Source organism: Thermococcus kodakarensis KOD1 (assembly GCF_000009965.1).
GTDB classification, from domain to species: domain Archaea; phylum Methanobacteriota_B; class Thermococci; order Thermococcales; family Thermococcaceae; genus Thermococcus; species Thermococcus kodakarensis.
The window spans coordinates 1,169,490-1,192,333 of record NC_006624.1; the positions used below are offsets into that span (position 1 = coordinate 1,169,490).

33 protein-coding genes and 3 pseudogenes are annotated in these 22,844 nt (G+C 50.5%); 8 read left to right on the forward strand and 28 right to left on the reverse strand.

The window, feature by feature from the left end:
- Positions 1-24: 24 nt before the first annotated feature.
- Entirely contained in the window at positions 25-1,470 is a 1,446-nt protein-coding gene (gene gltA, locus TK_RS06575) for an NADPH-dependent glutamate synthase (RefSeq protein ID WP_011250276.1), read from the reverse strand.
- Positions 1,470-2,345, reverse strand: coding sequence for a sulfide/dihydroorotate dehydrogenase-like FAD/NAD-binding protein (locus TK_RS06580; RefSeq protein WP_011250277.1), 876 nt, complete (start codon positions 2,343-2,345; stop codon positions 1,470-1,472). The genes gltA and TK_RS06580 overlap by 1 nt, the downstream gene beginning before the upstream one ends.
- A 174-nt stretch (positions 2,346-2,519) precedes the next feature.
- Between TK_RS06580 and TK_RS06585 the strand changes: the two genes are divergently transcribed.
- Positions 2,520-2,726, forward strand: coding sequence for a hypothetical protein (locus TK_RS06585; RefSeq protein ID WP_011250278.1), 207 nt, complete (start codon positions 2,520-2,522; stop codon positions 2,724-2,726).
- Here TK_RS06585 and TK_RS06590 read toward each other — a convergent pair.
- Together TK_RS06590 and TK_RS06595 are read right to left on the reverse strand one after the other, a co-directional pair.
- Complete coding sequence (locus tag TK_RS06590; RefSeq protein ID WP_011250279.1) at positions 2,713-3,474, reverse strand: tRNA (adenine-N1)-methyltransferase; 762 nt, start codon at positions 3,472-3,474, stop codon at positions 2,713-2,715. The genes TK_RS06585 and TK_RS06590 overlap by 14 nt on opposite strands.
- Complete coding sequence (locus tag TK_RS06595; RefSeq protein WP_011250280.1) at positions 3,471-4,085, reverse strand: DUF257 family protein; 615 nt, start codon at positions 4,083-4,085, stop codon at positions 3,471-3,473. Before TK_RS06595 ends, TK_RS06590 begins: the two co-directional genes overlap by 4 nt.
- Positions 4,086-4,144: 59 nt before the next feature.
- Between TK_RS06595 and TK_RS06600 the strand changes: the two genes are divergently transcribed.
- Complete coding sequence (locus tag TK_RS06600; RefSeq protein WP_011250281.1) at positions 4,145-4,471, forward strand: signal recognition particle protein Srp19; 327 nt, start codon at positions 4,145-4,147, stop codon at positions 4,469-4,471.
- Here TK_RS06600 and TK_RS06605 read toward each other — a convergent pair whose 3' ends face one another.
- Positions 4,472-4,714 carry an Lrp/AsnC family transcriptional regulator gene (locus TK_RS06605; RefSeq protein WP_011250282.1) on the reverse strand — a complete coding sequence of 81 codons (243 nt, stop codon included), beginning with the start codon at positions 4,712-4,714 and terminating at the stop codon, positions 4,472-4,474.
- A gap of 227 nt (positions 4,715-4,941) precedes the next feature.
- Between TK_RS06605 and TK_RS12355 the strand changes: the two are divergent.
- The 3 pseudogenes from TK_RS12355 to TK_RS12365 all read left to right on the forward strand — a co-directional run.
- A pseudogene (locus tag TK_RS12355) lies at positions 4,942-5,934 on the forward strand (DEAD/DEAH box helicase); the annotation flags it as partial.
- A 345-nt stretch (positions 5,935-6,279) separates the two neighbouring features.
- Positions 6,280-6,915, forward strand: a pseudogene (locus TK_RS12360) (LAGLIDADG family homing endonuclease); the annotation flags it as partial.
- A gap of 228 nt (positions 6,916-7,143) precedes the next feature.
- Positions 7,144-8,319: pseudogene (locus TK_RS12365) on the forward strand (helix-hairpin-helix domain-containing protein); the annotation flags it as partial.
- Here the strand turns inward: TK_RS12365 and TK_RS06620 are convergent.
- Positions 8,312-8,650, reverse strand: a complete 339-nt coding sequence (locus TK_RS06620; protein WP_011250284.1) for a hypothetical protein — start codon at positions 8,648-8,650, stop codon at positions 8,312-8,314. The pseudogene TK_RS12365 and the gene TK_RS06620 sit on opposite strands and share 8 nt — an antisense overlap.
- A 103-nt stretch (positions 8,651-8,753) precedes the next feature.
- Between TK_RS06620 and TK_RS06625 the strand changes: the two genes are divergently transcribed.
- A complete protein-coding gene (locus TK_RS06625) occupies positions 8,754-9,311 on the forward strand; it encodes a dephospho-CoA kinase (protein ID WP_011250285.1) in 558 nt (185 codons plus the stop codon).
- 43 nt (positions 9,312-9,354) lie between these two features.
- Complete coding sequence (locus TK_RS06630) at positions 9,355-9,771, forward strand: RNA-binding domain-containing protein (RefSeq protein WP_011250286.1); 417 nt, start codon at positions 9,355-9,357, stop codon at positions 9,769-9,771.
- Between the two features lie 12 nt (positions 9,772-9,783).
- Here TK_RS06630 and TK_RS06635 read toward each other — a convergent pair whose 3' ends face one another.
- From TK_RS06635 to TK_RS06660, 6 genes are read right to left on the reverse strand one after another with little or no spacing between them, the layout of a single operon-like run.
- Complete coding sequence (locus TK_RS06635; protein ID WP_011250287.1) at positions 9,784-11,055, reverse strand: ABC transporter permease; 1,272 nt, start codon at positions 11,053-11,055, stop codon at positions 9,784-9,786.
- Positions 11,052-11,810 carry an ABC transporter ATP-binding protein gene (locus tag TK_RS06640; protein ID WP_011250288.1) on the reverse strand — a complete coding sequence of 253 codons (759 nt, stop codon included), beginning with the start codon at positions 11,808-11,810 and terminating at the stop codon, positions 11,052-11,054. Before TK_RS06640 ends, TK_RS06635 begins: the two co-directional genes overlap by 4 nt.
- Positions 11,807-12,166 (reverse strand): hypothetical protein, encoded by a 360-nt coding sequence (locus TK_RS06645; RefSeq protein ID WP_011250289.1) that lies wholly within the window; start codon positions 12,164-12,166, stop codon positions 11,807-11,809. Before TK_RS06645 ends, TK_RS06640 begins: the two co-directional genes overlap by 4 nt.
- A 1-nt stretch (position 12,167) precedes the next feature.
- A complete protein-coding gene (locus TK_RS06650; protein WP_011250290.1) occupies positions 12,168-12,365 on the reverse strand; it encodes a helix-turn-helix transcriptional regulator in 198 nt (65 codons plus the stop codon).
- A gap of 5 nt (positions 12,366-12,370) precedes the next feature.
- Entirely contained in the window at positions 12,371-12,730 is a 360-nt protein-coding gene (locus TK_RS06655; RefSeq protein WP_011250291.1) for a DUF2178 domain-containing protein, read from the reverse strand.
- Entirely contained in the window at positions 12,730-13,119 is a 390-nt protein-coding gene (locus tag TK_RS06660) for a DUF2178 domain-containing protein (RefSeq protein ID WP_232500567.1), read from the reverse strand. The genes TK_RS06655 and TK_RS06660 overlap by 1 nt, the downstream gene beginning before the upstream one ends.
- Before the next feature lie 228 nt (positions 13,120-13,347).
- Between TK_RS06660 and TK_RS06670 the strand changes: the two genes are divergently transcribed.
- Positions 13,348-14,304, forward strand: a complete 957-nt coding sequence (locus TK_RS06670) for an integrase (RefSeq protein WP_011250293.1) — start codon at positions 13,348-13,350, stop codon at positions 14,302-14,304.
- Positions 14,305-14,322: 18 nt separating this feature from the next.
- Here TK_RS06670 and TK_RS06675 read toward each other — a convergent pair whose 3' ends face one another.
- The 16 genes from TK_RS06675 to TK_RS06750 form a co-directional block, all read right to left on the reverse strand.
- The gene (locus TK_RS06675; protein ID WP_011250294.1) at positions 14,323-14,880 is read right to left on the reverse strand and encodes a putative toxin-antitoxin system toxin component, PIN family; all 558 of its coding nucleotides are present in this window, start codon (positions 14,878-14,880) and stop codon (positions 14,323-14,325) included.
- A gap of 3 nt (positions 14,881-14,883) precedes the next feature.
- Positions 14,884-15,177 carry a hypothetical protein gene (locus TK_RS06680; RefSeq protein ID WP_143598694.1) on the reverse strand — a complete coding sequence of 98 codons (294 nt, stop codon included), beginning with the start codon at positions 15,175-15,177 and terminating at the stop codon, positions 14,884-14,886.
- Positions 15,178-15,280: 103 nt separating this feature from the next.
- A complete protein-coding gene (locus tag TK_RS06685; protein ID WP_011250296.1) occupies positions 15,281-16,192 on the reverse strand; it encodes a hypothetical protein in 912 nt (303 codons plus the stop codon).
- A gap of 182 nt (positions 16,193-16,374) precedes the next feature.
- The gene (locus TK_RS06695) at positions 16,375-16,716 is read right to left on the reverse strand and encodes a hypothetical protein (RefSeq protein WP_011250298.1); all 342 of its coding nucleotides are present in this window, start codon (positions 16,714-16,716) and stop codon (positions 16,375-16,377) included.
- Positions 16,713-17,228: a hypothetical protein gene (locus TK_RS06700; RefSeq protein ID WP_011250299.1), complete on the reverse strand. Its 516-nt coding sequence runs from the start codon at positions 17,226-17,228 to the stop codon at positions 16,713-16,715. Before TK_RS06700 ends, TK_RS06695 begins: the two co-directional genes overlap by 4 nt.
- Positions 17,229-17,234: 6 nt before the next feature.
- Positions 17,235-17,507: a hypothetical protein gene (locus TK_RS06705; protein WP_011250300.1), complete on the reverse strand. Its 273-nt coding sequence runs from the start codon at positions 17,505-17,507 to the stop codon at positions 17,235-17,237.
- On the reverse strand, positions 17,504-17,704 hold the full coding sequence (locus tag TK_RS06710; protein WP_011250301.1) for a hypothetical protein: 201 nt from the start codon (positions 17,702-17,704) through the stop codon (positions 17,504-17,506). The genes TK_RS06705 and TK_RS06710 overlap by 4 nt, the downstream gene beginning before the upstream one ends.
- Positions 17,705-17,820: 116 nt before the next feature.
- Entirely contained in the window at positions 17,821-18,693 is an 873-nt protein-coding gene (locus tag TK_RS06715; RefSeq protein WP_011250302.1) for a hypothetical protein, read from the reverse strand.
- A gap of 5 nt (positions 18,694-18,698) precedes the next feature.
- Positions 18,699-19,346: a hypothetical protein gene (locus tag TK_RS06720; RefSeq protein ID WP_011250303.1), complete on the reverse strand. Its 648-nt coding sequence runs from the start codon at positions 19,344-19,346 to the stop codon at positions 18,699-18,701.
- Positions 19,347-19,410: 64 nt separating this feature from the next.
- On the reverse strand, positions 19,411-20,355 hold the full coding sequence (locus TK_RS06725) for a hypothetical protein (protein WP_011250304.1): 945 nt from the start codon (positions 20,353-20,355) through the stop codon (positions 19,411-19,413).
- Between the two features lie 257 nt (positions 20,356-20,612).
- Positions 20,613-20,777, reverse strand: a complete 165-nt coding sequence (locus TK_RS12040) for a hypothetical protein (protein WP_011250305.1) — start codon at positions 20,775-20,777, stop codon at positions 20,613-20,615.
- Between the two features lie 17 nt (positions 20,778-20,794).
- Positions 20,795-21,028, reverse strand: a complete 234-nt coding sequence (locus tag TK_RS06730; protein WP_011250306.1) for a hypothetical protein — start codon at positions 21,026-21,028, stop codon at positions 20,795-20,797.
- A gap of 4 nt (positions 21,029-21,032) precedes the next feature.
- Positions 21,033-21,734 carry a helicase HerA domain-containing protein gene (locus TK_RS06735; protein ID WP_011250307.1) on the reverse strand — a complete coding sequence of 234 codons (702 nt, stop codon included), beginning with the start codon at positions 21,732-21,734 and terminating at the stop codon, positions 21,033-21,035.
- A 23-nt stretch (positions 21,735-21,757) separates the two neighbouring features.
- The gene (locus tag TK_RS06740) at positions 21,758-22,381 is read right to left on the reverse strand and encodes a hypothetical protein (RefSeq protein WP_011250308.1); all 624 of its coding nucleotides are present in this window, start codon (positions 22,379-22,381) and stop codon (positions 21,758-21,760) included.
- Positions 22,374-22,574: a hypothetical protein gene (locus TK_RS06745; RefSeq protein WP_011250309.1), complete on the reverse strand. Its 201-nt coding sequence runs from the start codon at positions 22,572-22,574 to the stop codon at positions 22,374-22,376. The genes TK_RS06740 and TK_RS06745 overlap by 8 nt, the downstream gene beginning before the upstream one ends.
- Positions 22,567-22,842 carry a hypothetical protein gene (locus TK_RS06750; RefSeq protein ID WP_011250310.1) on the reverse strand — a complete coding sequence of 92 codons (276 nt, stop codon included), beginning with the start codon at positions 22,840-22,842 and terminating at the stop codon, positions 22,567-22,569. The genes TK_RS06745 and TK_RS06750 overlap by 8 nt, the downstream gene beginning before the upstream one ends.
- Positions 22,843-22,844 lie beyond the last annotated feature (2 nt).

Here is a 22,844-nt window from a genome sequence, read left to right on the forward strand (position 1 = left end):
TACCACAAAGGGGAAGAAAAGAAATCAGGCGTTCGCCTTTTCCTGCCTCTTCTTCGTGAGGTACTCGTGGATGGCCTTCGCGGCCTTCCTCCCATCACCCATCGCCAGGATGACGGTTGCCTCTCCCCTTATGGCATCTCCACCGGCGAAAACGCCCGGAATGCTGGTCATGAGGTTCTCATCAACGACGATCTTTCCGCGCTCGACCTTGAGGCCAGGTGTGTTGATGATGAGCCTGTTCGGGTGCTTTCCAATGGCGATAATGACGGTGTCCGCTTCGAGGGTTACGTACTCGCCGGTACCGACTATCTTCCTCTTGCCCCTGGCGTCCCTCTCATCGAGAGCCTTCATCTTCTCGAACTTGACTGCCTTGACCCTGCCATTCTCGTCGCCTATGAACTCGACCGGGTTGACGAAGTAGACGAACTTGATGCCCTCCTCCTTGGCGTGCTCGACCTCTTCCTCCCTGGCCGAGACGTCCTCCTCACCGCGGCGGTAGGCTATGGTCACCTCTGCACCGAAGCGCCTGGCGCTCCTAGCGGCGTCCATTGCGGTGTTTCCAGCGCCGATAACGATGACCTTCTTGCCAACGTAAACCGGTGTGTCGTATTCAGGGAAGAGATAGGCCTTCATGAGGTTGACCCTCGTGAGGAACTCGTTGGCGGTGTAGATTCCGTTGAGGTTGATTCCCGGGGCGTTGATTAGCCTCGGAGTTCCAGCACCGGAACCAATGAAGACAGCATCGTACTCTTGGAGGAGCTCTTCGATGGTAACTGTCCTGCCAACAACGTGGTCGGTGAGTATCTTGACGCCGAGCTTTCTGAGCTTCTCAATCTCCTTGTTCACAATCTCCTTCGGAAGTCTGAACTCGGGGATACCGTACATCAGGACTCCTCCGGGCTCGTGGAGGGCCTCGTAGATGGTAACATCGTAGCCGAGCTTCGCCAGCTCTCCGGCGGCGGTGAGGCCAGCTGGCCCAGCTCCGATGATAGCGACCTTCTGGCCCTTCTTCTCGATCTTCGGGATTATCTCAAAGAGAAGCTCCTCATCAATGCCCTTCTCGCGGGCGTAGTCAGCAACAAAGCGCTCAAGCTTGCCGATGTTTATCTTGTCGCCGACCTTGCCCATGACACAGTTCATTTCACACTGGTCTTCCTGCGGGCAGACACGACCGGTCGTAGCTGGGAGTGAGTTGCAGGCCCAGATGACGTTGAGGGCTTCCTTAACGGCCTTGTCAGGATCGTCGCGGTACTCAACGAGCTTGCTTATGAATCCAGGAATGTTGATGTGAACCGGACAGCCCTTGATACAGGGTGCATACTCGTAGGGGCACTGCAGACAGCGCTCGGCTTCCTTAACGGCCAGTTCGAAGGTGTAGCCGAGGTTTACTTCCTTGAAGTCCTTAATCCTCTCCTCCGGGGGCCTCTCGGGGGTCGGAACCCTCTCCTTGATGAGCTTCCTTCTCGGCATCACTGCTCACCTCCCTGGGCCTGGAGTTGCTTTAGATAGTGCTCAAGGGCGAGCCTCTCAAGCGGGGCGTAGAAACCCGTCCTGTGTATCAGCTCGTCCCAGTCGACCTTATAGGCGTCGAACCCAGGCCCGTCGATGCAGGCGAACTTCACCTCTCCTCCAACGGTAACACGGCATGCTCCGCACATTCCGGTTGCATCAACCATGATTGGGTGAAGGTCGGCGTGCATCGGGATTCCATACTCCTTAACGACGTTGAATATCGCCTTCTGGCCGCCAGCAGGGCCGACGGTGAGCACCATATCAAAGTGCTCGTTCTCAAGGAGCTCCCTGACCTTGGCTGTGGCTCTCTTCACAAGCTCCTGCGCTATCTCGTTCATCCCCCAGCCGGGCTGAAGGTCAAAGCCCTCGACGATGTGCCTGGAGACGCTCTGCTCAAACTCTTCCCTCAGGATTACCATTGGGTTCGGGGAGACGTGAAGAGTGGTAACCTCGTTTCCTATCTCCTGCCAGGCCCTGGCTATCGGGAAAACTTCAACGATACCCGTTATGAGACCTATAGCCAAAACCCTTCCGAACTTCTCCATCGGGGCGGGGTTTCCGAGCGGACCGGCGACGTTGAGGATCTCATCTCCGGGCTTGAGCTCGTTGGCCATCCTCATGGTCGTTTTTCCGCGGACAAAGGTAATGAGGGTTATCCAGCCCTCCTCCCTGTCCCATGTGACGGGAGTTAGGGGGATCCTCTCTCCGTTGGGAAATGCCCTGACGATAACAAACTGGCCGGGCTGAACCTTTTTAGCGACGTGGGGAGCGTGTATCTTGTACCACACCTCATTCATGGCCAGCTCCTTTTTGTCGAGTATCTTGTAAGGCATAATGAACACCTCCGTACATGAGTCCAAACTTGGACATCTAAAGGTTCACAACTTTAAGTGCTTATAAACCTGTTGTTAACCAAAGGTTTAGGACGGCGAAGGTTTTTCAGCCCGACGGAAGGATAATGGAAGAAACGTTTTTAATTGACCATGAGAAGTGGGCTGGGGGTACGTATGAAGAAGGTTGCCTACACTTTCGCTGTAATAATGGCCGCCTTTGGCATGTTCCTTCCGCTGATCTATGGTGCAGTGCCAGCCCTCCAGAGGCTCCTGGGTGAGAACCCGCTCCTGAAATCGCTTGGAATATCGGTTATCTTCTGGGTTCTGGCATACGTTCTATTTGAGGAAGAAGAGAAGAGTGCCGACTTCACAGCTTCCTGAGGAAGGTTATGTAGCCCGTGTGTGCCAGCATCGTCGTCTTCGGCCTCATGCACTCTCTTTTGACTTCCTGCTCCCTAACGAGGACTTCCACAACCCTTGGCCTCATGAACTCTCCTTTGAACTCTTCAAGCGCCCTGAAAAAGCGGTGCACCTGGTTCATGCATGGGGTATAGGCAACAAAATATCCTCCCGGTCTGAGGACATCAACTGCATGCGGCAGGACGTTCTCAGGCTGGGGAAGGTCAAGGACTATGTGGTCGGCTTCTTTCTCATCTATCCCGTCGTAAATGCTCTTATTTTTCAGGACTACCCGATCGGAAAAGCCTGCTAACTCCACGTTCTTCTTTGCTATCTCGTAGAAGTCCTTTCTCACCTCGTAGCTTATTACCTTTCCCGTCGGCCCAACAGCGTTTGCCAAGAATATTGTGAGCGCTCCGCTTCCTGCCCCTGCCTCGATGACCGTGTCGCCCGGTGAAATTCCAGCGTAGGCTATGATTATTCCAGCGTCCTTAGGGTGGACTATCTGGGGACCTCTTCTCATTTTTGCTATGATGTCGTTGATGTCCGGCTTGAGAGCCGTGAAAGTCTCCCCTCTGTGGCTCTGAATTTTAGCGCCGTAGGGCTTTCCTATAAGCTCGCCCAAGTTCAAGATGCCAAGGTCAGTGTGGAACTCTTTATCCTCAACTTTCACAAGATACCGTTTCCCCCGTGGATCAACGAGAAGAACTCTATCTCCGACTGATATCATATTCTCTCTCCTCCGGCCACGATAATCTTCCCCCCAGAAACCTCGGCAACTTTTGTGCTAAGCTCTTCGAGGATTCCAATGTGTGCCTCGTTTAGTATGCTGGTGTTAACGAAGCTGATAATGGCAAGATCTCCCGCCGGTATTGTACCAACTGCAGTCAATATTGATTTCAGGGCTTTTTCAGGATTGAAGTATATGTAATGGGAGAGTCCAAAGACCACTGCGTACTTGGGCTTCCGAGGAAGTCTGGAAATTCTGCTGAGTATGGAATGGTAATTCCTTAAGAAGTTCTGCGGCTCATACGTGGGGACTATGTCCTCAAGCACTTCACCGTACGAGGCTGCTCCAGGTCCGATTTTAATGATCTTTATTTCCCTTATAACGTCGAGGATTTTCGTATACTCAACCCCGCTGGTCTTTGCAAACTTTCTCATGAGTATGTCACCAATACCCCAGAAATCTATTGACACGATTCCGTGGTCGTGGATGGAAGGTATTATCTCACCCCACGCTATTTTCTCCACGGGTGCATTGGAAGAGTACTTGATTAAAACAATGTCACCCGGCACTATAGCCCTGATAAAGTCATGAAGTGCTCCTTCATTAGACATTATTTATCACCAGAAGGGTTTTTAACGGCTCAACTTTTAAATCTTGCCGGGTGAAAGGAATGAAGTTCGTAGTGTGGCCGAGCGAGATAGATTCGCGGTTGCCTCGAAAATACGGCAGGCTAGTTAAAAAAGAGGTCGCCCTTGAAGCCCCCACCCCAGAGGAAATACGCGATGCCGCTGAAATTCTCGGTATGAAGGTCATTGAGTTCGAACCTGAAAAGCTGAATCCCAGACTGTCGGGCATCGATGAGGAGCTCAGGACAAAGGGAATGCTACGGATCGAGAGCCCATACCCCAAGGGCAAAAGTCTCAGAATGATTTGTGAGAAAATCAGAGAACTCAGGGCAAAGAAGCGCAAAGCCCACGGCAAGAGAAAGAAGAGGTAATCACTCCTCTTCTGTCTCCACTACTATTGCAGTGGTTGTGTCGATAACGCCGTCAATGTTGTGTATGTCGTGGAGTATCTTTCTGGTCAGCTCGCCGAGGTCCTTGGCCTCGATGTGGACTATCGCATCGTAGGGGCCGGTGACGGCGTCTGCCTTCGTAACTCCCGGCATCTTCCTGAGAGCCTCTATAACGCTCTCGACCTTTCCAATTTCAACAGTAAGCAACACGTAGGCCCTAACCATGGGAACCACCTCGGAGTTTTACGATATTATTTCAACGGGCGTTAATTTAAGCTTTTCGTACAAAGTTCCGGTCGGGTTTTCTAAAGTCCCCCAACATAGAACTAATAATTCCGAATTAAGCATTGACTTCTGGTTCTTCAGGCAAACGTCAACGGACCTCCAAATAGAACGCTCAGGCGGTAGGCATATAAAACCACTTTCCTCACTCCATCGGGATGTGAGAGGAGATGAAGGTTGATGAGCTTCCCATTGACGAGAGGATAAAACGCGTCATAAAGGAGAGAGGGATCGAGGAGCTTTACCCACCCCAGGCAGAGGCGCTGAAGAGCGGCGTTCTTGAGGGGAAGAATCTAGTGTTAGCTATTCCAACGGCGAGCGGAAAGACCCTCGTGAGCGAGATAGTGATGGTTAACAAACTTCTGAGCGAGGGTGGGAAAGCCGTCTATCTGGTTCCCCTTAAGGCACTGGCGGAAGAGAAATACCGTGAGTTCAAGGAGTGGGAAGTTCTTGGCCTCAGGGTTGCTGCAACGACAGGAGACTACGATTCAACCGACGAATGGCTCGGAAGGTACGACATAATAGTGGCCACAGCCGAGAAGTTCGACTCCCTCTTGAGGCACGGGGCGAGCTGGATCAAGGACGTTAAGCTGGTAGTTGCCGATGAAGTCCACCTCATAGGCTCCTACGACAGGGGCGCGACGCTTGAGATGATACTCACCCACATGCTTGGAAAGGCCCAGATTTTGGCCTTAAGTGCCACCGTCGGAAATGCTGAAGAGCTCGCGGAGTGGCTGGACGCTTCTCTTGTTGTGAGCGATTGGCGCCCGGTGGAGCTGAGGAAAGGTGTCTTCCACCTCGGCCAGCTCTTCTGGGAAGATGGGAAAATCGACCACTACCCCGAGAACTGGGAAAGTCTCGTACTGGACGCCGTAAAGAAGGGAAAGCAGGCCTTAGTTTTCGTCAACACGCGCAGGAGTGCCGAGAAGGAGGCAATCTCGCTTTCATCCAAAGTTTCAAAGCTCCTCACAAAACCCGAGACCAGAAGGCTTGAGGAGCTGATCTCCTCCATAGAGGACAACCCAACCACTGAAAAGCTCAAGAGGGCGCTGAAGGGCGGGGTTGCCTTCCATCACGCCGGCCTGAGTAGGGCAGAGAGGACGCTGATAGAGGACGCCTTCAGGAACGGCTTGATAAAGGTGATAACGGCGACGCCGACGCTCTGCATGCATCCCGATACATATGTGGTCACCAAAAGCGGTGCAAAAAAGGTCTCAGAGCTGACTGAAGGCGACGAAGTCTTGACGCACACTGGGACGTTTAAGAAGGTGATCCAACCTCTGAGAAGGGAGCACAAGGGAAGACTCCTTGTTATAAAGGCCTACGGGACAGTTCCAGTTAAGATCACTCCTGAGCACATGGTCTGGGTGGTAAAACAGATACGGCACAAGTCCCACTACTCCGACGGAAGGCAGGTTATATGGTGGGAGTTCGAGGGGCCCGAGTGGATGACCGCCCAGGAGCTGAAGGAGAGGCTTGAATCTGAGACTGACCCAAAGGTTTCCTACATGCTTCTCCAGCCGATTCCAGAGCCCTCTGTTGATGCGGACAAAATTCCCCTGAGAAAGGAAGTCTACGTTGTCAACCAGCACGGAAAAACGGACAAGCTCCATCCTTCCGTAAAGAGGACGCCCGAATACCTCCCACTGAACTTTGAAACTGCCCGCCTAATCGGCCTGTGGATAGCCGAGGGTTCTACCTCAAAGAATGGTGTGATAAAGTTCGACATCAGCTCCAACGAGGAAGATCTTACAGAGTTCATAACCGGAACGATACGGAAATATTTCCCTCACGCCAAAATAGTTGTCAAAGACCACGAAAGAAACCGGCGGACTGTGAGGTTCTGCAACAAGCGCTTTGCAGAGTGGCTTCGCGAGAATATAGGACATGGGGCGGACAACAAGTCAATACCGCCACTCCTCCTTTTGAACAAGAACAGAGAGGTAAGGTTGGGGCTTCTTAGGGGGCTAATTGAGGGCGATGGATACGTGAGGAGAGAGTCCCAGAGGAGAGCCAACTACATATCATACTCCACTGTCTCCCCTTCCCTCGCCTACCAGCTCCAGCTCCTTGTGGCATCACTTGGATACACTTCCTCGATCCACAGGAGCATAAGAACTGAGGGCATAGGCAAGACCAGGAAACCAATCTACGACGTAAAGGTCAGCGGAAAAAGCTACTACTCCCTCCTTGAAGAGCTTGGGTTCGAAGTCCCCCAAAGGGGAAACAGGACGTACAACGTCAACAGGACTTGGAAGAACTACCTCCTCTTAAAAGTCCGCTCCATTGAAGAAGAAGAGTACGAAGGAGACGTCTACAACCTTGAGGTTGAAGGGGACGAGAGCTACAGCGTCGGCTTCATCGTTCACAACTCGGCTGGGATAAATCTCCCTGCATTCCGCGTAATAATCCGCGATACGAAGAGATACGCCAACTTCGGCTGGACTGACATTCCCGTTTTAGAGATACAGCAGATGATGGGAAGGGCCGGAAGGCCGAAGTACGACAAGGTCGGTGAGGCCATCATCGTCGCGAGAACCGAAGACCCCAAGAAGTTAATTGACAGGTACATCCATGGAAAACCCGAGAAGCTCTTCTCGATGCTGGCCAACGAGCAGGCCTTCAGGAGCCAGGTTTTAGCTTTGATAACCAACTTCGGCGTCGAGGACTTTAGAGAGCTGGTTGACTTCCTTTCAAGGACTTTCTACGCCCACCAGAGGGGTGATACTTCATCGCTCGAGTACAAGGCCAAGGACATCGTCTACTTCCTCATAGAGAACGAGTTCATAGACATGGATGTGGAGAACCGCTTCATAGCCCTCCCCTTCGGAAGGAGAACTTCCCAGCTCTACATAGATCCACTCACGGCGAAGAAGTTCAAAGATGCTTTTCCAGCTATCGAGAGAAATCCGAACCCCTTCGGCATATTCCAGCTCCTCGCATCAACCCCGGACATGGCCACTCTAACGGCCAGAAGGCGGGAGATGGAGGACTATCTCGATCTGGCCTACGAAATGGAAGAGCATCTGTACTCAAGCATCCCCTACTACGAGGACTCTCGCTTCCAGGGGTTCCTGGGGCAAGTGAAAACGGCTAAAGTCCTTCTCGACTGGATAAACGAAGTCCCAGAGGCTAGGATATACGAGACCTACAACATAGACCCCGGCGATCTCTACAGAATCCTTGAGCTTGCGGACTGGCTGATGTACTCCCTCATCGAGCTCTACAAGCTCTTCGAGCCAAAGGAAGACGTCCTTCAGTACCTCCGCGACCTCCACCTCCGCCTGAGGCACGGTGTAAGGGAGGAGCTCCTTGAGCTGGTTAAGCTGCCCAACATTGGACGGAGAAGGGCGAGGGCGCTCTACAACGCCGGTTTCAGGAGCGTTGAGGACATACTGAGGGCTAAGCCGAAGGATCTCCTCCAGGTTGAGGGAATCGGTCTGAAAATCATTGAGGGGATTTACAGACACCTCGGTGTCGAGTACACTATCTCAGAAAAGGAGAAGCCAAAGAAGAGGAAGGGAAACCTCTACGACTTCCTCAAATAGCCTCTCCTTCTTTTCCCCTAATGGCGAGCAGATTGAAAATGTTCCTCCCGGGTTCAAAACCGTTCTCGACTGCCCTGTTGTATAGCTTTCCTCCTGTTCTCTGGCCTAGGAAATAGGCCAGGACAAAGATGAGGATGAACGGAATTCCCGAGGCATTCCAGCTCAGCCCCGCGAGCCTTCTCAAGACTATCACAAGTGGGACGGGGAGATGCACTGCCAGCGCCCACTCCAGCCTGCTTCCACTTCTCTTCGCGTGTGTCCTCCAGAAGCCGAACGGGATGTTTACGAGGAACGTAATTATCAGGCCAGCAATGAACCATATCATGTTCATAGATACCACCTTTCCAGTTTTTAAACTGAACCTTAAAAAATTTTGTCCACCTAACTACCCATCAGGTTTTTAAGCGGGTTTCCAGCTACTTCGGGTGGGCGCGATGATAGTCATAGTCACTGGAATGCCTGGTTCTGGAAAGAGTAAAATCGTAAAGGAGTTTGAGAAGAGAGGTTTTCCAAGCGTTTCTCTCGGGGACATCGTCAGGGAGGAAACCCTAAAGCGCGGTCTTGAGCTTACCAAGGAGAACGTTGCCAAGGTCAGCATACGGTTGAGGCAGGAACTCGGGCAGAACGCCGTTGCAAAGCTCGCCGTCGAGAAAGTGAGAGCGCTTTTAAAAGGTTCGCAGGTCGTCGTTATAGACGGCGTCCGCTCCCTTGATGAGGTGGGGACCTTTAGGGGGGCTTTTCCGGAAGAGAACATCATTATAGTTGCAGTCCACACACCACCGAGGCAGCGCTTTGAGAGGCTCAAAGCTAGGGGCAGACACGACGACCCGCAGACCTGGGAGGACTTTGAGGAGAGGGACTGGAAGGAGCTCCGCTTTGGCATCGGAGGAGTTATAGCGATGGCCGACTACATGCTGGTGAACAACGGCTCCAGAGAAGAGTACGAAGCTGAAGTGAAAAAGCTCGTTGATGAAATTATCTCGAAGCTTTGAGAAGCTTTTTAATCCCCTTCCCCAATCCAGGCAGGGTGAGACCATGAGCGAGCTGTTTGAGGAAGTTGAGGTTGAGGCTTATGTTTACCCGACGGAGGATATTGAGAAAGTTAAGAAGGCGATGCTGAACCTTATCCCAGATTTGGAGTTCGAGGCCTTTGACAGGGGGGACTATATAATCCTCACCGCGAAGACTAGGAGCAGGAAGGCCCTCAGCAGGCTCTATGAACTCTTCAGGGGGCAGGCGATACTTGATACTGCGAGGAGCTTCCTTGAGGAGGGCTACTTCGGCGAGGAGATTATCATCAAGGTGAACAAGCAGGCCGCTTATGCAGGTGTCGTGAACTTCAACGAGGAAAGCCCGCTCGGCCCGATAACGATAATCATAAGGACGAAAGACCCGCAGAGGCTTATGAAGTGGCTCGCGCCGAGGACTAAGGATGGCGTTCCGATAGAGTGAAAAAGAAAGAGATTACCTCCTCTTCTTCCCCCAGCTTATCTTTGCCGTCAGAACCTTTTCGCTTGAGAAGACCCTCGCCGTCAGGTAGAGGGTTATGAGTGCCACCACTGCAAGGTAAGCGACGCTGAATAGCATTGGGGCGTACTCGCCGGTTATGGCGTACCTGTAGGCCGCTATCGGGTGGGTGAACGGAATCGCCAGCAGCCCGTAGCGGGCAAAGACCGGAAGCTGGGAGAGGTCAACGAACATCAGCAGGAAGGCCGGAAAGGCCAGCGGCAGGATAACCGAACTTACAACCGTGTTGGCGCTCTGAACGTCCTCAGCGTAAACAGCTAGTAGCATAGCTAGAGAGAGCGCGAAGACTATCGTTAGGAACACCACGAGAGCGAATAGGAGCATCCCTTCGGGAGTAACCCCAAGGCCAAGGTCGCTTAGGCTTATCCCCGTCTCGGTCTGGAAGGTTCCGAGATAGCTTCTCAAACCGACCATGTAAGCTAAAGCCGCAATGAGGCCCATAACCGCCGTCCCAGTTATCTTCGACGCCACTATCGTTGTTCTCTTCACCGGAAGGGTCAGCAGAGTCTCCAAGGTTTTGTTCTCCTTCTCGGCCGCCACCGCTCCAGCCGACATCTGGGCGGTTATTGTGACCATCAGGAACACTATGAGTGGAAGGCTGGTGGACTGGGAGGCGAGGACGGACGAAACGAGTGAGGGTGAAACGTCCACCACCCTGCCGCGAATAACCGACCTGCTGACGGCTTCAATGGGCTTCAAAACGGCATCGGGGTTCTCAAAGCCCGCGTTCTTTATTTTTATCTTTGCAAGCTCTTCTGAAAGCACGTCAAGGACAACCTTTATCCTAGCCTCGCTGACGCTCTCTCTGATTCCCGTTCCGATGGTGTTGAATATGCCGTATATCTCCACCTCAGCCTTCTGGTTGTTTTCTATCGCCGTGCTGAAGTTGTGTGGGATAACGACAAGGACGTTTTGTTCCATGGCCGAGGCTTTTTCGAGGGCTTCTTCTGGCGAGGACGCGCTTATAACGGTGACCGTCACGTTTGGAGTAACGTTGAGGGCCCGTATCAAGAGCTCGCCGTACTTTCCGTCGTCGAAGTTGGCTATCGCGACGTGGGTTTCCTTCTGAGCCTGTTCTATCCCAACCTGCATCATTTTTCCTAGAGCAGGATAAAGCACGAGGGGAACAATGATTAGGCCGAAGAGGAGCTTCTTGTCCCTGATGAGGTTCATTATCTCCTTCTTAGCCAGCACCCAGAAGTCGCTCATGAACCTTCACCTCCAACTGGCTCTGGAATCTCGACGCCAACTGCCCTCATGAAGACCTCCTCGAGGTTCTCGGCGTCGTACTTCTCCTTCAGCTCGGCTGGAGTTCCTGACTCGACTATCCTTCCCTCGTTTATCAGGGCGACTCTGTCGCAGAGGAACTCGACTTCGAGCATATTGTGGCTTGAGACAAGGAAGGTAACGCCCTCCTCCCTGGCGAAGCTCTTTATCGTCTTCCTTATCGTGTAGGCGTTGACTATGTCTAGGCCGCTCGCTGGCTCGTCGAGGATGGCCAACTTCGGCATGACCATGAGCGCTCTCGCGAGGAGAAGCTTCCTCGTCATTCCCTTGGAGTACGTCGAGACCTTGTCCCTGAGTCTGTCTCCGAGGCCTGCTATCTGGACTCCACGCTTGACCATCTCTTCCGCTTTCTTCTCGTCCTTCGCGTAGAGCCTCGCCATAAAGCGGAGGTACTCAAGTCCGGTCAGGTTCTTGTAGGCTCCCGCCTCCTCGGGCAGGTAGCTTATCAGCGCCCTTACTTCCTCCGCTTCCTCAACGACGTCGTGGCCAAAGACTTCCGCTTTTCCACCGGTGGGGCGGAGAAGTGTGGCAAGTATCTTGAGCGTGGTGCTCTTCCCAGCGCCGTTTGGGCCTATGAGTCCGAATATTTCCCCTTCTTTAATCTCGAAACTTATCCCCTTCAGGGCCTTGACCTTTCCGTAGTCCTTTTCAAGGCCCTCAACGAGGACTGCCTTCATTTGGATCCCCCCAGTTTGTAAAGGAGCAGACCAAGAGTCGCGAGCAAAGCGCCGAATATGACAACCTCATTCAGTCCCGAAAAACCTCCGATTATGGCGATGCCGAGCCCGCTTGAGACTCCAAGCCAGCCGTTCCGTGTGCGGGCATTTTTGAAGGAGTGGCCGAGAGCAATCAGGAGAGACCCAAACATCACAAGCCCTATGTAGAGTGCGAAAAAGAAAGGATTGATCGTCGTGCAAGCCTCTCCACTGGGGAGCACCGTGCAGGCCAACCTATCTACTGGAGGCCGGATAACTGAAAGAACCAAAGCTAGAGTGTAGAGCACCCCTCCAGCCAGTTTCTCGCTGACATTCATTCTAATCACCTTCGTAAATGAATATGTCCTCAATATTGAGCCCAAAAAACCTTGCTATCTTAAAGGCGAGCTTGAGGGATGGGTCGTACTTTCCCTTTTCAATGGCGATTATCGTTTGTCTCGTGACGCCGAGGGCCTTTGCGAGCTCCTCCTGGGTCAGGCCCCTTTCCTCCCTCAGCTCGCGGAGGCGGTTCTTCACTCACATCACCCGTTCGTACCAGTGCTGGGAGACAAGGAGCACGAATGCACCCACGACCAGGGGGATGAGGAGCATAGTTGCTGTTCCAGTGTTCCCGTTGCTGTACTCCCAGAGGTATTCGGCAAAGAGGAGGGGCTCATCAGGGCGTAGGCGTTCCTCGTGCTCCTGGCGTTTATCATCTCAGTTCTCTCGTCCTCTATCCTCTCCACACGGGAATTGTAGTACCAGTTAAGGGCGTAGGTCAGCAGGATGCCTAGGAGGAATATCCCAACCGCAAGCAAGCCCTTCCCGGACTTCACGGAATAGGCCAAGCCGATCACAATACCGGTTACCAAAACCACGAGCAGCTCTTCGTACTTCAGCATCACATCACCTCCTCGTAGTGCGCCCTCGCGAAGAGCGGGAGGAGGGCGTAGACGAACATGAAGAGGCCGCTGACAATGGAGGCACTCTTCCAGAATGGGTCGCGCTGGGAGATGATACTCGTTGAGACGAAGGTGAGGGCTATTGTAAAGCCGAGGACACGCATGCTCAGGGCGTAGCTCTTCTCACTAATGCGTTCTATTCTCTCATCAACGATTACCTCTCCGATTCTTTCGAGGTAGCGTTCGTAGGCCGTGGCAATTAGCACACCAATGAAGATGCTTCCAACACCCAGAGTCACACTGCCCCGGTTAGAGGCCGCAATGAACAGTCCGAGAACAATGGCAAATATCACTCCCCAGCCAAGCCAGTAGCGAACCTTCATCCACATCACCGATGTAAAGTTCCCTTTACGTAAAGCTTCCTTTACATCATTATAAACTTTTCCCCAAAATTTTTAAATCCCATCGGAGAAGAGTAAGACGGAGCGGGGGTTGCCGAGCCTGGTCAAAGGCGGTGGACTCAAGATGCTCTTCTTTCGCCAAATGAAGGCCTCTCCAGTCAGAATGACAACAAAGAAGAGCCGAACACCGATAACATTTTTACAAGAAAGGCTTTGGTGGACTCAACGGCCAAGATCCACTATGGTCGTGATAGACAGAAGTACGCTGAATGGGTGAAGAGGCGCACGCCGAGCATGGCTAAAAAGTATATCCCTCTACTGGACAAATACCTTTGGGGAAAGAAAGCTAACACTCCTGAAGAACTGAGGAAAATAATTGAGTCAATACCACCAACAAAGAAAGGCAATCCCAACCGGCACGCCTACCTCGCAATAAGGAGCTACATAAACTTCCTTGTAGATACAGGAAGAATCAGAAAGAGCGAGGCTATTGACTTCAAGGCAGTCATCCCGAACATCAAGACCAACGCAAGAGCCGAGTCGGCCAAGGTGATAACCTCCGAAGACATCAGGGAGATGTTCAGCCAGTTAAAGGGGAAGAATGAGACGATTCTGAGAGCACGAAAACTCTACCTCAAGCTTCTCGCCTTTACAGGCCTCCGCGGTGATGAGGTTAGAGAGCTGATGAACCAGTTTGATCCAAGGGTTGTCGAAGAGACCTTCAAAGCCTTTGGCCTACCCGAGGAGTGGAGGAAGAAGATAGCAGTTTACGACATGGAGAGGGTCAAACTTCCGACCAGAAGGCATGGAACTAAGAGGGGATACGTGGCGGTGTTCCCTGCGGAGCTAGTTAGAGAGCTAGAGTGGTTCGCTAGCACAGGCTATAAACTGACGGCCGATAATTCCGACAAACACAAGCTTTTCAGGGATTATACAAAGGTGAAGGACCTCGCCTTGTTGAGGAAGTTCTGGCAGAACTTCATGAACGACAACGTGATGAGCACGGTTCCAAACCCGCCGGCCGATGCTTTTCACTTGATAGAATTCCTCCAGGGAAGAGCACCAAAGACGGTTGGAGGCAGGAATTACCGCTGGAACGTCAGGAATGCGGTGAGGATCTACTACTACATGGTGGACAGATTAAAAGAAGAGCTGGGGATTTTGGAACTGTGATAGGCATATTTTCCCCAACTAACTCTTCTTTCTCTTTTTCTTGCATTTCTCTGCGATCTTTGGGTATGCTGAGCTTAAATAACTCTGGAATTCCCTTGCAGTCATAACATTGAAGTAATGTTGCCGTATCTTTGCCTTACCCGTCTTACCTCCCGATACAACAAAATTTCCAAAGTGGCCGGTGTTCTGGGTGAGGAGAAACTTCGCCTTTGCAGAGTAAACAACATTGAGGAACTTAATATCCGACTCATCCTTAATAATCCTGATAACCGACTGATCCCGTGAGAAGTCCACCTTAGGCACGATCTTCTTAGAATTCCGCTGTATAAGTTCTATAAGCTCGTCAGCAAGAGCTAAGACGCCTTTTCGGTTCGTTTTTGAAGCCACTTCTATGGCAATGATGGCAAGGGTAAACTTCATTTCTTCAATAATCTCACTGGAAACGTAGTTCTCAAGGAACTTTTCCTTAAGGCACGTGAGACAGAACCAGGCTGGACTCTTTGAGGGGGATCTGGATTTAAGAGCACTCACCAAAATAGACGTATCAAATACTGTCCTGATTTTACCCCTCGGCATGGACTACACCAGTCCGGCCTTTTTCATTTTGGCTTCAATCCGCTTAAACTTCTTGTATGACTTCCTAACTTCATCCATCAGCTCTCGAACGCTCTTTGAAGTTTTTAAGGGTTCTGGTTTTGCATTCTTGGAGAACTCGCCGGTTCCAAGTTTATCCATTACTGCTTTGACCTCGATAAACCACGCTACATCTTCAGGCTTTTCATGAATTTTATTCGCTATTAGAGTGATGAGATCAGTTGCAACCTCCTCACCCGAGAGGAATCTAAACCTAATGCTTGTGGCCACTTTTCCCACCATCCTTACCTTTGTCTTCTTGCTCTTAAGATTAACTCTCGACGCCATAAGACAACCACCGAAATTTGGATATAGCGTGGATTATATTGCAAAAAAGAAAGAATCACGGAAGCGGATTAAACGCTATTAACCCGTCTAGGATATAGCGTATGTAAACATCCGTTACTTCATACGAATATGACGAGTAGATATATATGTAGAATCTAAGACGTTTCTCGAACTCTGATGGGAACCACACTAACTTAAAGACAGAAGGGACGGTAGTTGTAGAATAAAAAGCACCTGCACCTGTGAATTCAGCGTATATTCTCGTCGTTGGAGTATTCCCACCTGACCAGTCCCTCGAAGTCCAATTAATAATTCCAGCGAGGAAAACATTGTTTGCTTCAGCTCCGGACAGAGGTACACTTACATTCCAAGTTTTACTACCCTTACTGGTGTGGTACCATCCCACGGAAAGTAATAGTTGTGGTGCAAGAGATGAAACAATACCCTGTGTATCACTCTCTTTTTTTGTTGAATTCATTGTAAGTGTGAGATTTCCGAGTTTTCCGGTAGCAGGCTGGCCTGTACTTGTGGAAAAGCACGTATTGTCCCAGTAATCAACGATAAATGCGCTGTCGTCTGGGTAATCGCTACTAACCCATGTTAAATCTGAATTCTGGATATAATAATTAACGGTTATTTGTATTGTATCAGTCCCAAATAACCCGGTGTAATTTGAGTTTGAATAATAGCTAACTTTAAGAGTTACTGAATCTTTCATTGTCCCAGATGGGTTAGTTCCCGGCAGTAAATTTTCAGAAACTACAAATGTAGTATTTGCGTTTATTGAGTACTGCTTTACTGTTGTCCCGTCTGCAAAAGTAAAGTTTAGATTCCCGGCGTCAATGATTTCTACCTGTGCATAAATTGTTTTTGGTTTTGGGTTTGCTATACTGAATCTAACCGGGACTTCGTATGAATCTACCTTTTCATTATGATACTTTACCATACCCGTGTTAAGCTGATACATAATCACCACCCTCCCCAATTACGAGTAGATAAAGAATAGCTCCCGAGGTCGTACCTCCTGAGGCGTTTTCAATAAACATTATCCCTGACTCTATGTTCCCGCTGGGTGTTATGCTCACTAAGTTATGTTTAAGCACACGACTTCCACCAGTCCCCTTCATTAACAAGGTCATAATCCTCACCTCAAATATAGCTAATGTTTATCAAAACGCTATCCGACGCCGTAGTCCCCGCTTTCGGCTCGATCTCGACAACAATTTTTCTAACCGGCTCTTTTGGAATCGGTTGAATAAACACCTGTCCGTTCAATCCCGGCATAAACTTATGCTCCCAGAACGGTTTAGTATCACCGAAACGGTAGAGTCTAACGATAACATAGTCATCATTTCCGTGTGAAACCGTAATAGCGCAAAGCCTAACCGGTGTTCCAAAATCCCATTCCTTTGAAGGCTCGTCGGCTGTGAGTTCAATCGGTATATTATCGGCGGGTTCAAAATACGCATTAACTCGGACTTCTCCCGTCATTTCTTCCTCCCCCCTATGAACAACCCGATTAGGACGATAACGACCGCTAGAATTCCCACCATCCTAACGAACTTCAGAAGTCCGTCCGTGTCCGGCTGTGTTTTCGTAGCGTTCTCGATCCTCTTGATCTCCTTCTCTTCAGGCTTTTTGGGGACAATCAGCTTATACCCGCCAACTCTTTTTGTTTCATGTTCGGTCTTTTTCGCTCCCCCTCCAGCTCCCGGAAGTGCCGTCATCTCAAAGTCAATGAGGTTCACACCCTCGACCTGTCCGCTGTCCTGTTTTGGCTGTGGTTTCGGTAATGATTCGCTCTTTGGCTTTGAGATTGGATTTAGCATAGGGGTAGGTTTGGTTTTGTCCTGCTTAGCTCTCTGTTCTCTCAACTTGGAGATTAGTCTCATCTTATCCAGCGGAATTCCCGGCTTAAATGGACGAATTACCAAGTCATCTGGCTCAAACCCGTATTTCTCTCTCGGGTCGAGCCTGATAATTCCAGGCTTGGCAAACACCATCTTTTATCACCCCTTAACTTCCTCCATAGCTTTCTTTATCCTCCTTCTAATCCTCTGAAGCGTTGAATTAGACAAATGGCGAATCTTTGAATTGTTCTTCTTAAACGAAAGCCTGTACAGTAAAAGCAACCTTCCCCGTGCCGTCTTCCCCGTAATCCTCCCCGCCTTGTAATCACGTAGAATGGCCTTGATAATGTCGTAAAACTCCCGTGCGCTGTCTAACCCCTTCTGTCCCCTGTCCTTAACACGCCTTCCCAGATACTTATATTTCGCCGTCATATCCTCACACTCCCGTTAAGCTTCCCCTCGATTCTCGAAAGCCTATTTTCGTGATTGTAAAGACGCTTCTCCATCTCGTCTAACTTCTTTGAAATAATGCTCAACTGCTTCTGATTGACTTTAGAGGTTACGTAAGCTGTTGAAATAGCAGTAAACAACGCCGTAACCCCAGCGCTGAGAATCTCATACTCCAGCATCTCACCTCACCCTGTCTAGCCACTTTTTGAACTGGATTTGAAAAGCGACCCACAACACAAAAAGGATAAGCGCCTGAACTATCGTGTCCTTATCCAGCTTCATCATTCACCACCTCTCAAATTGGAATCGCTATTGGTTCGGGAGTGCGGGGTTTCGGAAGAGGAATCGGCTTTGGAAGGTCTTTGCGCTTTGGTATAACCTCCGTACGACCTCCAGTTATCCAGTCGTTCAGCTTCCTGTAAAGCTCGTCATCAGCTTCATAGGGTTTCAAATGGTCAGGAACGTCCGGCTTCCAAACGTCCAGCGTTGGCGTTGCCTTCTCGGGGTTCTGCTTCTCCCACTCCCTCTTCTTCCGCTCAAGCTCCCGACCATACTTAACTAACTGGTCGAGAGTCATAGCGTTCGGGTCTTTCCCCTCCGCTTTCAGCGCCGCCTTAACACCCTCCAACCATGCCTTAAAGTTCGCATAACTCACGAAACCATACTTATGCGCTAAAGCGTCTTCCCTCGTTGCATAACCTCCCCAAGGGTCTTTCACCATGTTGTTTACGTCCGTCTCAGTGTAGTACCCTCCGTGAAAAGTCTTAGACTCCCCCGGTTTTACCTGCTGGCCATACCTCCCCAGAACTGGATTATTCGGGTTCACCGGCGGTGCAGTCCCCGGCGTCCACTCATCCCCACCATAGTGTAATATGTTCATAGCCTCATTATATTCTGGAGAGTCCGTTTTACCCTCCAGCACTCCTTTTATAATCGTCTTTGTTGCCTCAACGTTCGTTTTTGCCTTTTCTGAGAAATCAGAAGGGTTCAAGTACTCCCCAGCCTGTTTTAGCTTTTTCTCTATCTTCTCTCCCCAGTCCTTGAACATCCCGAACAGTTTATAGAGAGTGTAGATTATCATAATGAACGCTAAGAAGTAAAGGATTATTTGAAGAATTGACCCGATGTTATCCCTGTTCTTTACCATCACGACCGCTGGAACTGTCATTCCCCTCACCTCTTCCTCGTGAAGTAATAGAGAACCCCAGCGCCGACCAAAAGGCCGAGAACCAAAAGACCCTTGTTAATACCCCTCTTTGTGGGTTCAACGCTGGTGGCCTTAATCACCGGTTCAGGCTGTGGCTTTGGAACACTCACCGGCTTAATCGGTGGCTTTTCGGGTGGCTTAGGTGCTGGAACGGTCTTAATCCCGGTATTCATCTCAAGCTTTGGCTTTAACTGTCCATTCTCGACAACCCAGCCTTTTTCATTCCGCACGACAAGGCTCTTTTTAAGGCTCTCAAGCTGTCTCTGAATATCACCCTCGAAAGGCGCTCCCTTGAACTCCTTAGCCTCGAACATCTTTGTAGCAAGAACCTCAACGTCGTGGAATTTTGGGTCGTACTTTGTAGAACCTGTTAGCTTTTTCCTCAACTTCATTATAAGCTCCGGCTGGGATTTGGACTCAGAAACGAGCCTCTTTAATTCATCCTCAGAGAGGCCATACTTCCTTAGAACATCGTTCACGTCCGGTGGCTTTATGTCCGCTTTCCCGTACTTCTTGAGAAGGCGATTCCTAACCTCTTCAAACTCCCGACCATCTTTAACCGTATAAACGGCTTTGTGGCCGCCTCCAATATCAAAAGTTACGACCTGAACCATTTTACCCACCTCGTTAAGTTCTCAGAGAATAGAGAGAAAAGAAAGACTGATTTAAGCCTCTGATTTAAAGGCTTATGACCTGCGGAACTATTTCGTGACTAATGTACCTCAGCTTTCCGGCGCTAGTGGTCTTAAGCGCAATCTTGAAAGTTCCCGAACTCTCCTCACGGAGGTCGAGTCCACCGATGACGACCTCACGGTCGTAATCAAACATAGTCATACCGGTCGGGACGCTGGAAAGCTTATACTGTACCTTGTCCAGCTCACGGCTGGTGTTGTAGTCAATCTTGTAAAGCTGAATCCTAGCCGGCCTAGTCCTAACGAGTGCGTACTTATCTACGATGTCAGCTCTCGCTCCGGTGTCGTCGTAGAAGACCATAAGCGCACGCTTAAGGACTGAACCAACCGGAAGCTCAAAGACTTCCGTAAGCTCTCCGAGCTGGTTAAACGCCTTCTCGATAGCGTAAACTTTCGGCTCTTCGATGAATATCTCGCCGTAATCACCCGCCGAATAGACGGCGACGTATTCACTCCCGCTCTCATAAACCTCCTTATCGAGAGTTATCTTAACCTCTGCATCGCTAAGGCTAACGTTAGTGGCTACGCTGGTGTTCCACTCGGCCTTAATCTGAAGCTGGTCTTTTATGAGTGCGTGAATCTTCCCAGCATCGAGAACCATGAGGAACTGGACATCCTGAGTCCCACCAGCCGGAACGCTAACCGTATCGTTGAGGCTAAGCGCCTTCCCGTGAGTGTCGTAAATGTTCAGGTAACCGATGTCAGTTCCCTTAAGTGCGTAGTGAACAACATTACCGTTGCTAACAACTCTTATTTCATTAATCGCCTTAAGTACGTCCTCCATAGTAACGTTAGTGTCAGAAGCTCCGCTGTTGGAAAGCGTAAGCTTTGTAAGAAGCGCTATGCTGTCAATAACCCCGTTGCGGGGAATATCAACGCTCTTAACCGTCAGGTTAAGAACGTCATCAAGGGTTTCTTTCACCTTATACACGGTTCACACCTCCCTGATTTCACTACCCCGCCTTCAGAACTTCCCCTTCAGGAACTTGTTGTAAACTATCAGGCCGATTATAACACCCAGAACGTTCATGGCAAAGTCCACACTCATTATCTTCTTCCAGTCCTCCATACCTACCACCTCTCGCACTTTTGAGGCCTAACGGCCTCGAGGGAGAATAAGGCTCAATGACTTTTAAGTACTGAACCAAAAAAATGGAGAAATCTCCCGAAACGGGAAAAACAGTTCGATTAAACCGTTTTCTCCAGCTTATAGCTCCTGTGATAGAGGTGCTTGATCACCATGCTCACCGACACGTCCCGTGGAGAAACGCCAAGCTCTCTCGCCAGCCTCTCACGAACCCTCAACACAATCTCCCTCGCCTCTTGGTCAAGGTAAACCCCCACCGGTCTCACCACCCACTTATCGATGTTTAGACATAAAACCCTAACGCCAGCCAGACCACGACAGCCAACCCATAAATGTAGCCGACCAGGAACTCGACCACGTCCCCTAGAGTAGCAGCCGGTTTCTCCGATTCACTGATCTCATACAGAGTGAACATAACCAAAACTACTAAGCTCCATGCCAAAAGGAACGCCGAAGCAAAGCCAAGGAGAGCATGGAACACCGAACGCCAGTCATCAAACAGGTACTCCCTCGCCATAGCATCACCCGTAGTGCCTCGTCCTCCTGATGACCAATTCGCGCTTGATCACCCTCACCTTATCCGGCGGAACAAACTCCACCAAATCGTGCTTTCTCAACTGATCGTTCAACTCAGAAAACCCCGGAATCATCCTGTTGAGGTAAATGATGTCATTCGGAACGTAGTGCTGGAAGATAAAATGCCGCTGCGCCTGACGAAAGAGGAGCTTTGGAAAATCCGCTATCGACTGAGTAATCGCCACCGTGTAGAGCCTCCCATCACGACCCTCCCTAAACAACTGCTCCAACTCCTTCCCCGGCCTCCTCGAGGACGGATTATACCTATGAGCCTCCTCCACCACAATAATCCTATCTCGATCCCGCCTGAACAGCTCATCCAGAAGAGGCTTATAGTACTGCTCCACAAGGCCGTCCACGCCAATCCTGCTGATAGTCCCCCTCGTAGGGACCACGAGGACCTGATCAAAATCAATGAGCTTTTTCCAGTTGTACCTCGCACCCACCTTTACCTTGAGCAGCTTAACCCCAGGAAGGGTAACCAGACCGATGTGGTTCTTAACCTTCGTATCCAGCACGATGAACCTCCTACCCCTCTCATAAGCCTGCTCAATAAGCCACCCAGCGAAAAAGCTCTTCCCGCTCCCCGTGTTCCCATAGATTAAATCAATGCTCCACGGCGGAATATCCACGTCCAGAATCGCCACGATCCCACCTCCAAAAAGAGAAATCAAGAACCAAGGTTCTTCTGAATCTTATTCAAAAGCTCGCTTTTAGGAGGCTCAGGCTCCTTCGGCTTCGCCTTCTCCCTCAAGGCCTCGGCCTCAGTCTTAACCGGCTTCTCAGGCTCACCCGTCCTCTTCTCACCCCCAGCAGCCGGACCCTTATCGGCCTTCTCTTTACCCTTCTTCTTCAAAGCACTCCTATACATCCACGTCAGGAGAAGCAAACTCCCAGCACCGACTAGAAGGCCAAACTTCCCGCTCACCTGGAGACTCTGACCCTCGACCTTCTCCATGTACCAGAGGCCAGCATTGAACGAAGGCCGGCCAACGTCCCACCACAGGGAAAAGTCCACATCCAACCCCTGCTCCCTCGCCTTCCTCTCAAGGTTCTTCACGTAAAAATTGGCAAAGATGGTAAGGCTGTGATCCTTCTCCTGGAACTCATCAATCCTCGCGTTGAACTCCTCCTCAGTCATTAAGCCTGAAGTCCCGGCAACCTCTTCAACCTCGGCCTCCCCCTCATTCAGTAGCTCCTCAACCTCCTCGAGGTCCTTATCAACATCCTCGACGAGAGAGGTAATGTCCTTCTCGTCCAGGACGACCTCTTGAGCAACGGCTTCCTCACTCATCACCCTCACCCTTAATGACCATTTTCATATCAGGTTCAATGGCCTCCTCAAGGTCGAGGAGATACCGCTTAGCTTTCTCAAGGTAAAGAACCGCCAACCCAATCTGCCGTAACGTAGCCTCAGCCTGTCCAATGACTTCAAACACACAGTCCCCTGTCTCAGAAATCGTTACAATCACCCGCAAATCACTCATCACCAATCACCTTAAAGCTCGCAACAAGCCTAAGCTTCCTCTTCTTACCCAGCTCAATCACCAGGGAATTCCGGTCCTCCAGGTGTTTCACCTTCGCCTTGCTGAGGAGAGTCATGACGGCATCCTGAAAGTCCTCGCTCTCCGGCGGTTCAACGTCAGTCTCATCCAACGCTTCCACCAGGGAATCAACCCAATCACTGAGCCTCTTCACTTTCACGGCAGTAACAGGGTTTGCCATCGCCATGGCAAGTTTCGCCTTATCAAACACCC

Coding starts and splice junctions, on each gene's coding strand:
- TK_RS06635 (WP_011250287.1), bottom strand. CDS start 11,055: ATGAGCGACTTCTGGGTGCTGGCTAAGAAGGAGATAATGAACCTCATC.
- TK_RS06600 (WP_011250281.1), top strand. CDS start 4,145: ATGAAGTTCGTAGTGTGGCCGAGCGAGATAGATTCGCGGTTGCCTCGA.
- gltA (WP_011250276.1), bottom strand. CDS start 1,470: ATGCCGAGAAGGAAGCTCATCAAGGAGAGGGTTCCGACCCCCGAGAGG.
- TK_RS06675 (WP_011250294.1), bottom strand. CDS start 14,880: ATGCCGAGGGGTAAAATCAGGACAGTATTTGATACGTCTATTTTGGTG.
- TK_RS06605 (WP_011250282.1), bottom strand. CDS start 4,714: ATGGTTAGGGCCTACGTGTTGCTTACTGTTGAAATTGGAAAGGTCGAG.
- TK_RS06695 (WP_011250298.1), bottom strand. CDS start 16,716: ATGACGGGAGAAGTCCGAGTTAATGCGTATTTTGAACCCGCCGATAAT.
- TK_RS06685 (WP_011250296.1), bottom strand. CDS start 16,192: ATGTATCAGCTTAACACGGGTATGGTAAAGTATCATAATGAAAAGGTA.
- TK_RS06705 (WP_011250300.1), bottom strand. CDS start 17,507: ATGACGGCGAAATATAAGTATCTGGGAAGGCGTGTTAAGGACAGGGGA.
- TK_RS06590 (WP_011250279.1), bottom strand. CDS start 3,474: ATGATATCAGTCGGAGATAGAGTTCTTCTCGTTGATCCACGGGGGAAA.
- TK_RS06720 (WP_011250303.1), bottom strand. CDS start 19,346: ATGGTTCAGGTCGTAACTTTTGATATTGGAGGCGGCCACAAAGCCGTT.
- TK_RS06710 (WP_011250301.1), bottom strand. CDS start 17,704: ATGCTGGAGTATGAGATTCTCAGCGCTGGGGTTACGGCGTTGTTTACT.
- TK_RS06585 (WP_011250278.1), top strand. CDS start 2,520: ATGAAGAAGGTTGCCTACACTTTCGCTGTAATAATGGCCGCCTTTGGC.
- TK_RS06580 (WP_011250277.1), bottom strand. CDS start 2,345: ATGCCTTACAAGATACTCGACAAAAAGGAGCTGGCCATGAATGAGGTG.
- TK_RS06625 (WP_011250285.1), top strand. CDS start 8,754: ATGATAGTCATAGTCACTGGAATGCCTGGTTCTGGAAAGAGTAAAATC.
- TK_RS06655 (WP_011250291.1), bottom strand. CDS start 12,730: ATGCTGAAGTACGAAGAGCTGCTCGTGGTTTTGGTAACCGGTATTGTG.
- TK_RS06745 (WP_011250309.1), bottom strand. CDS start 22,574: ATGAGTGATTTGCGGGTGATTGTAACGATTTCTGAGACAGGGGACTGT.
- TK_RS06595 (WP_011250280.1), bottom strand. CDS start 4,085: ATGTCTAATGAAGGAGCACTTCATGACTTTATCAGGGCTATAGTGCCG.
- TK_RS06645 (WP_011250289.1), bottom strand. CDS start 12,166: ATGAATGTCAGCGAGAAACTGGCTGGAGGGGTGCTCTACACTCTAGCT.
- TK_RS06730 (WP_011250306.1), bottom strand. CDS start 21,028: ATGGCGAGGGAGTACCTGTTTGATGACTGGCGTTCGGTGTTCCATGCT.
- TK_RS06715 (WP_011250302.1), bottom strand. CDS start 18,693: ATGACAGTTCCAGCGGTCGTGATGGTAAAGAACAGGGATAACATCGGG.
- TK_RS06620 (WP_011250284.1), bottom strand. CDS start 8,650: ATGAACATGATATGGTTCATTGCTGGCCTGATAATTACGTTCCTCGTA.
- TK_RS06700 (WP_011250299.1), bottom strand. CDS start 17,228: ATGGTGTTTGCCAAGCCTGGAATTATCAGGCTCGACCCGAGAGAGAAA.
- TK_RS06630 (WP_011250286.1), top strand. CDS start 9,355: ATGAGCGAGCTGTTTGAGGAAGTTGAGGTTGAGGCTTATGTTTACCCG.
- TK_RS06660 (WP_232500567.1), bottom strand. CDS start 13,119: ATGTGGATGAAGGTTCGCTACTGGCTTGGCTGGGGAGTGATATTTGCC.
- TK_RS06740 (WP_011250308.1), bottom strand. CDS start 22,381: ATGAGTGAGGAAGCCGTTGCTCAAGAGGTCGTCCTGGACGAGAAGGAC.
- TK_RS06640 (WP_011250288.1), bottom strand. CDS start 11,810: ATGAAGGCAGTCCTCGTTGAGGGCCTTGAAAAGGACTACGGAAAGGTC.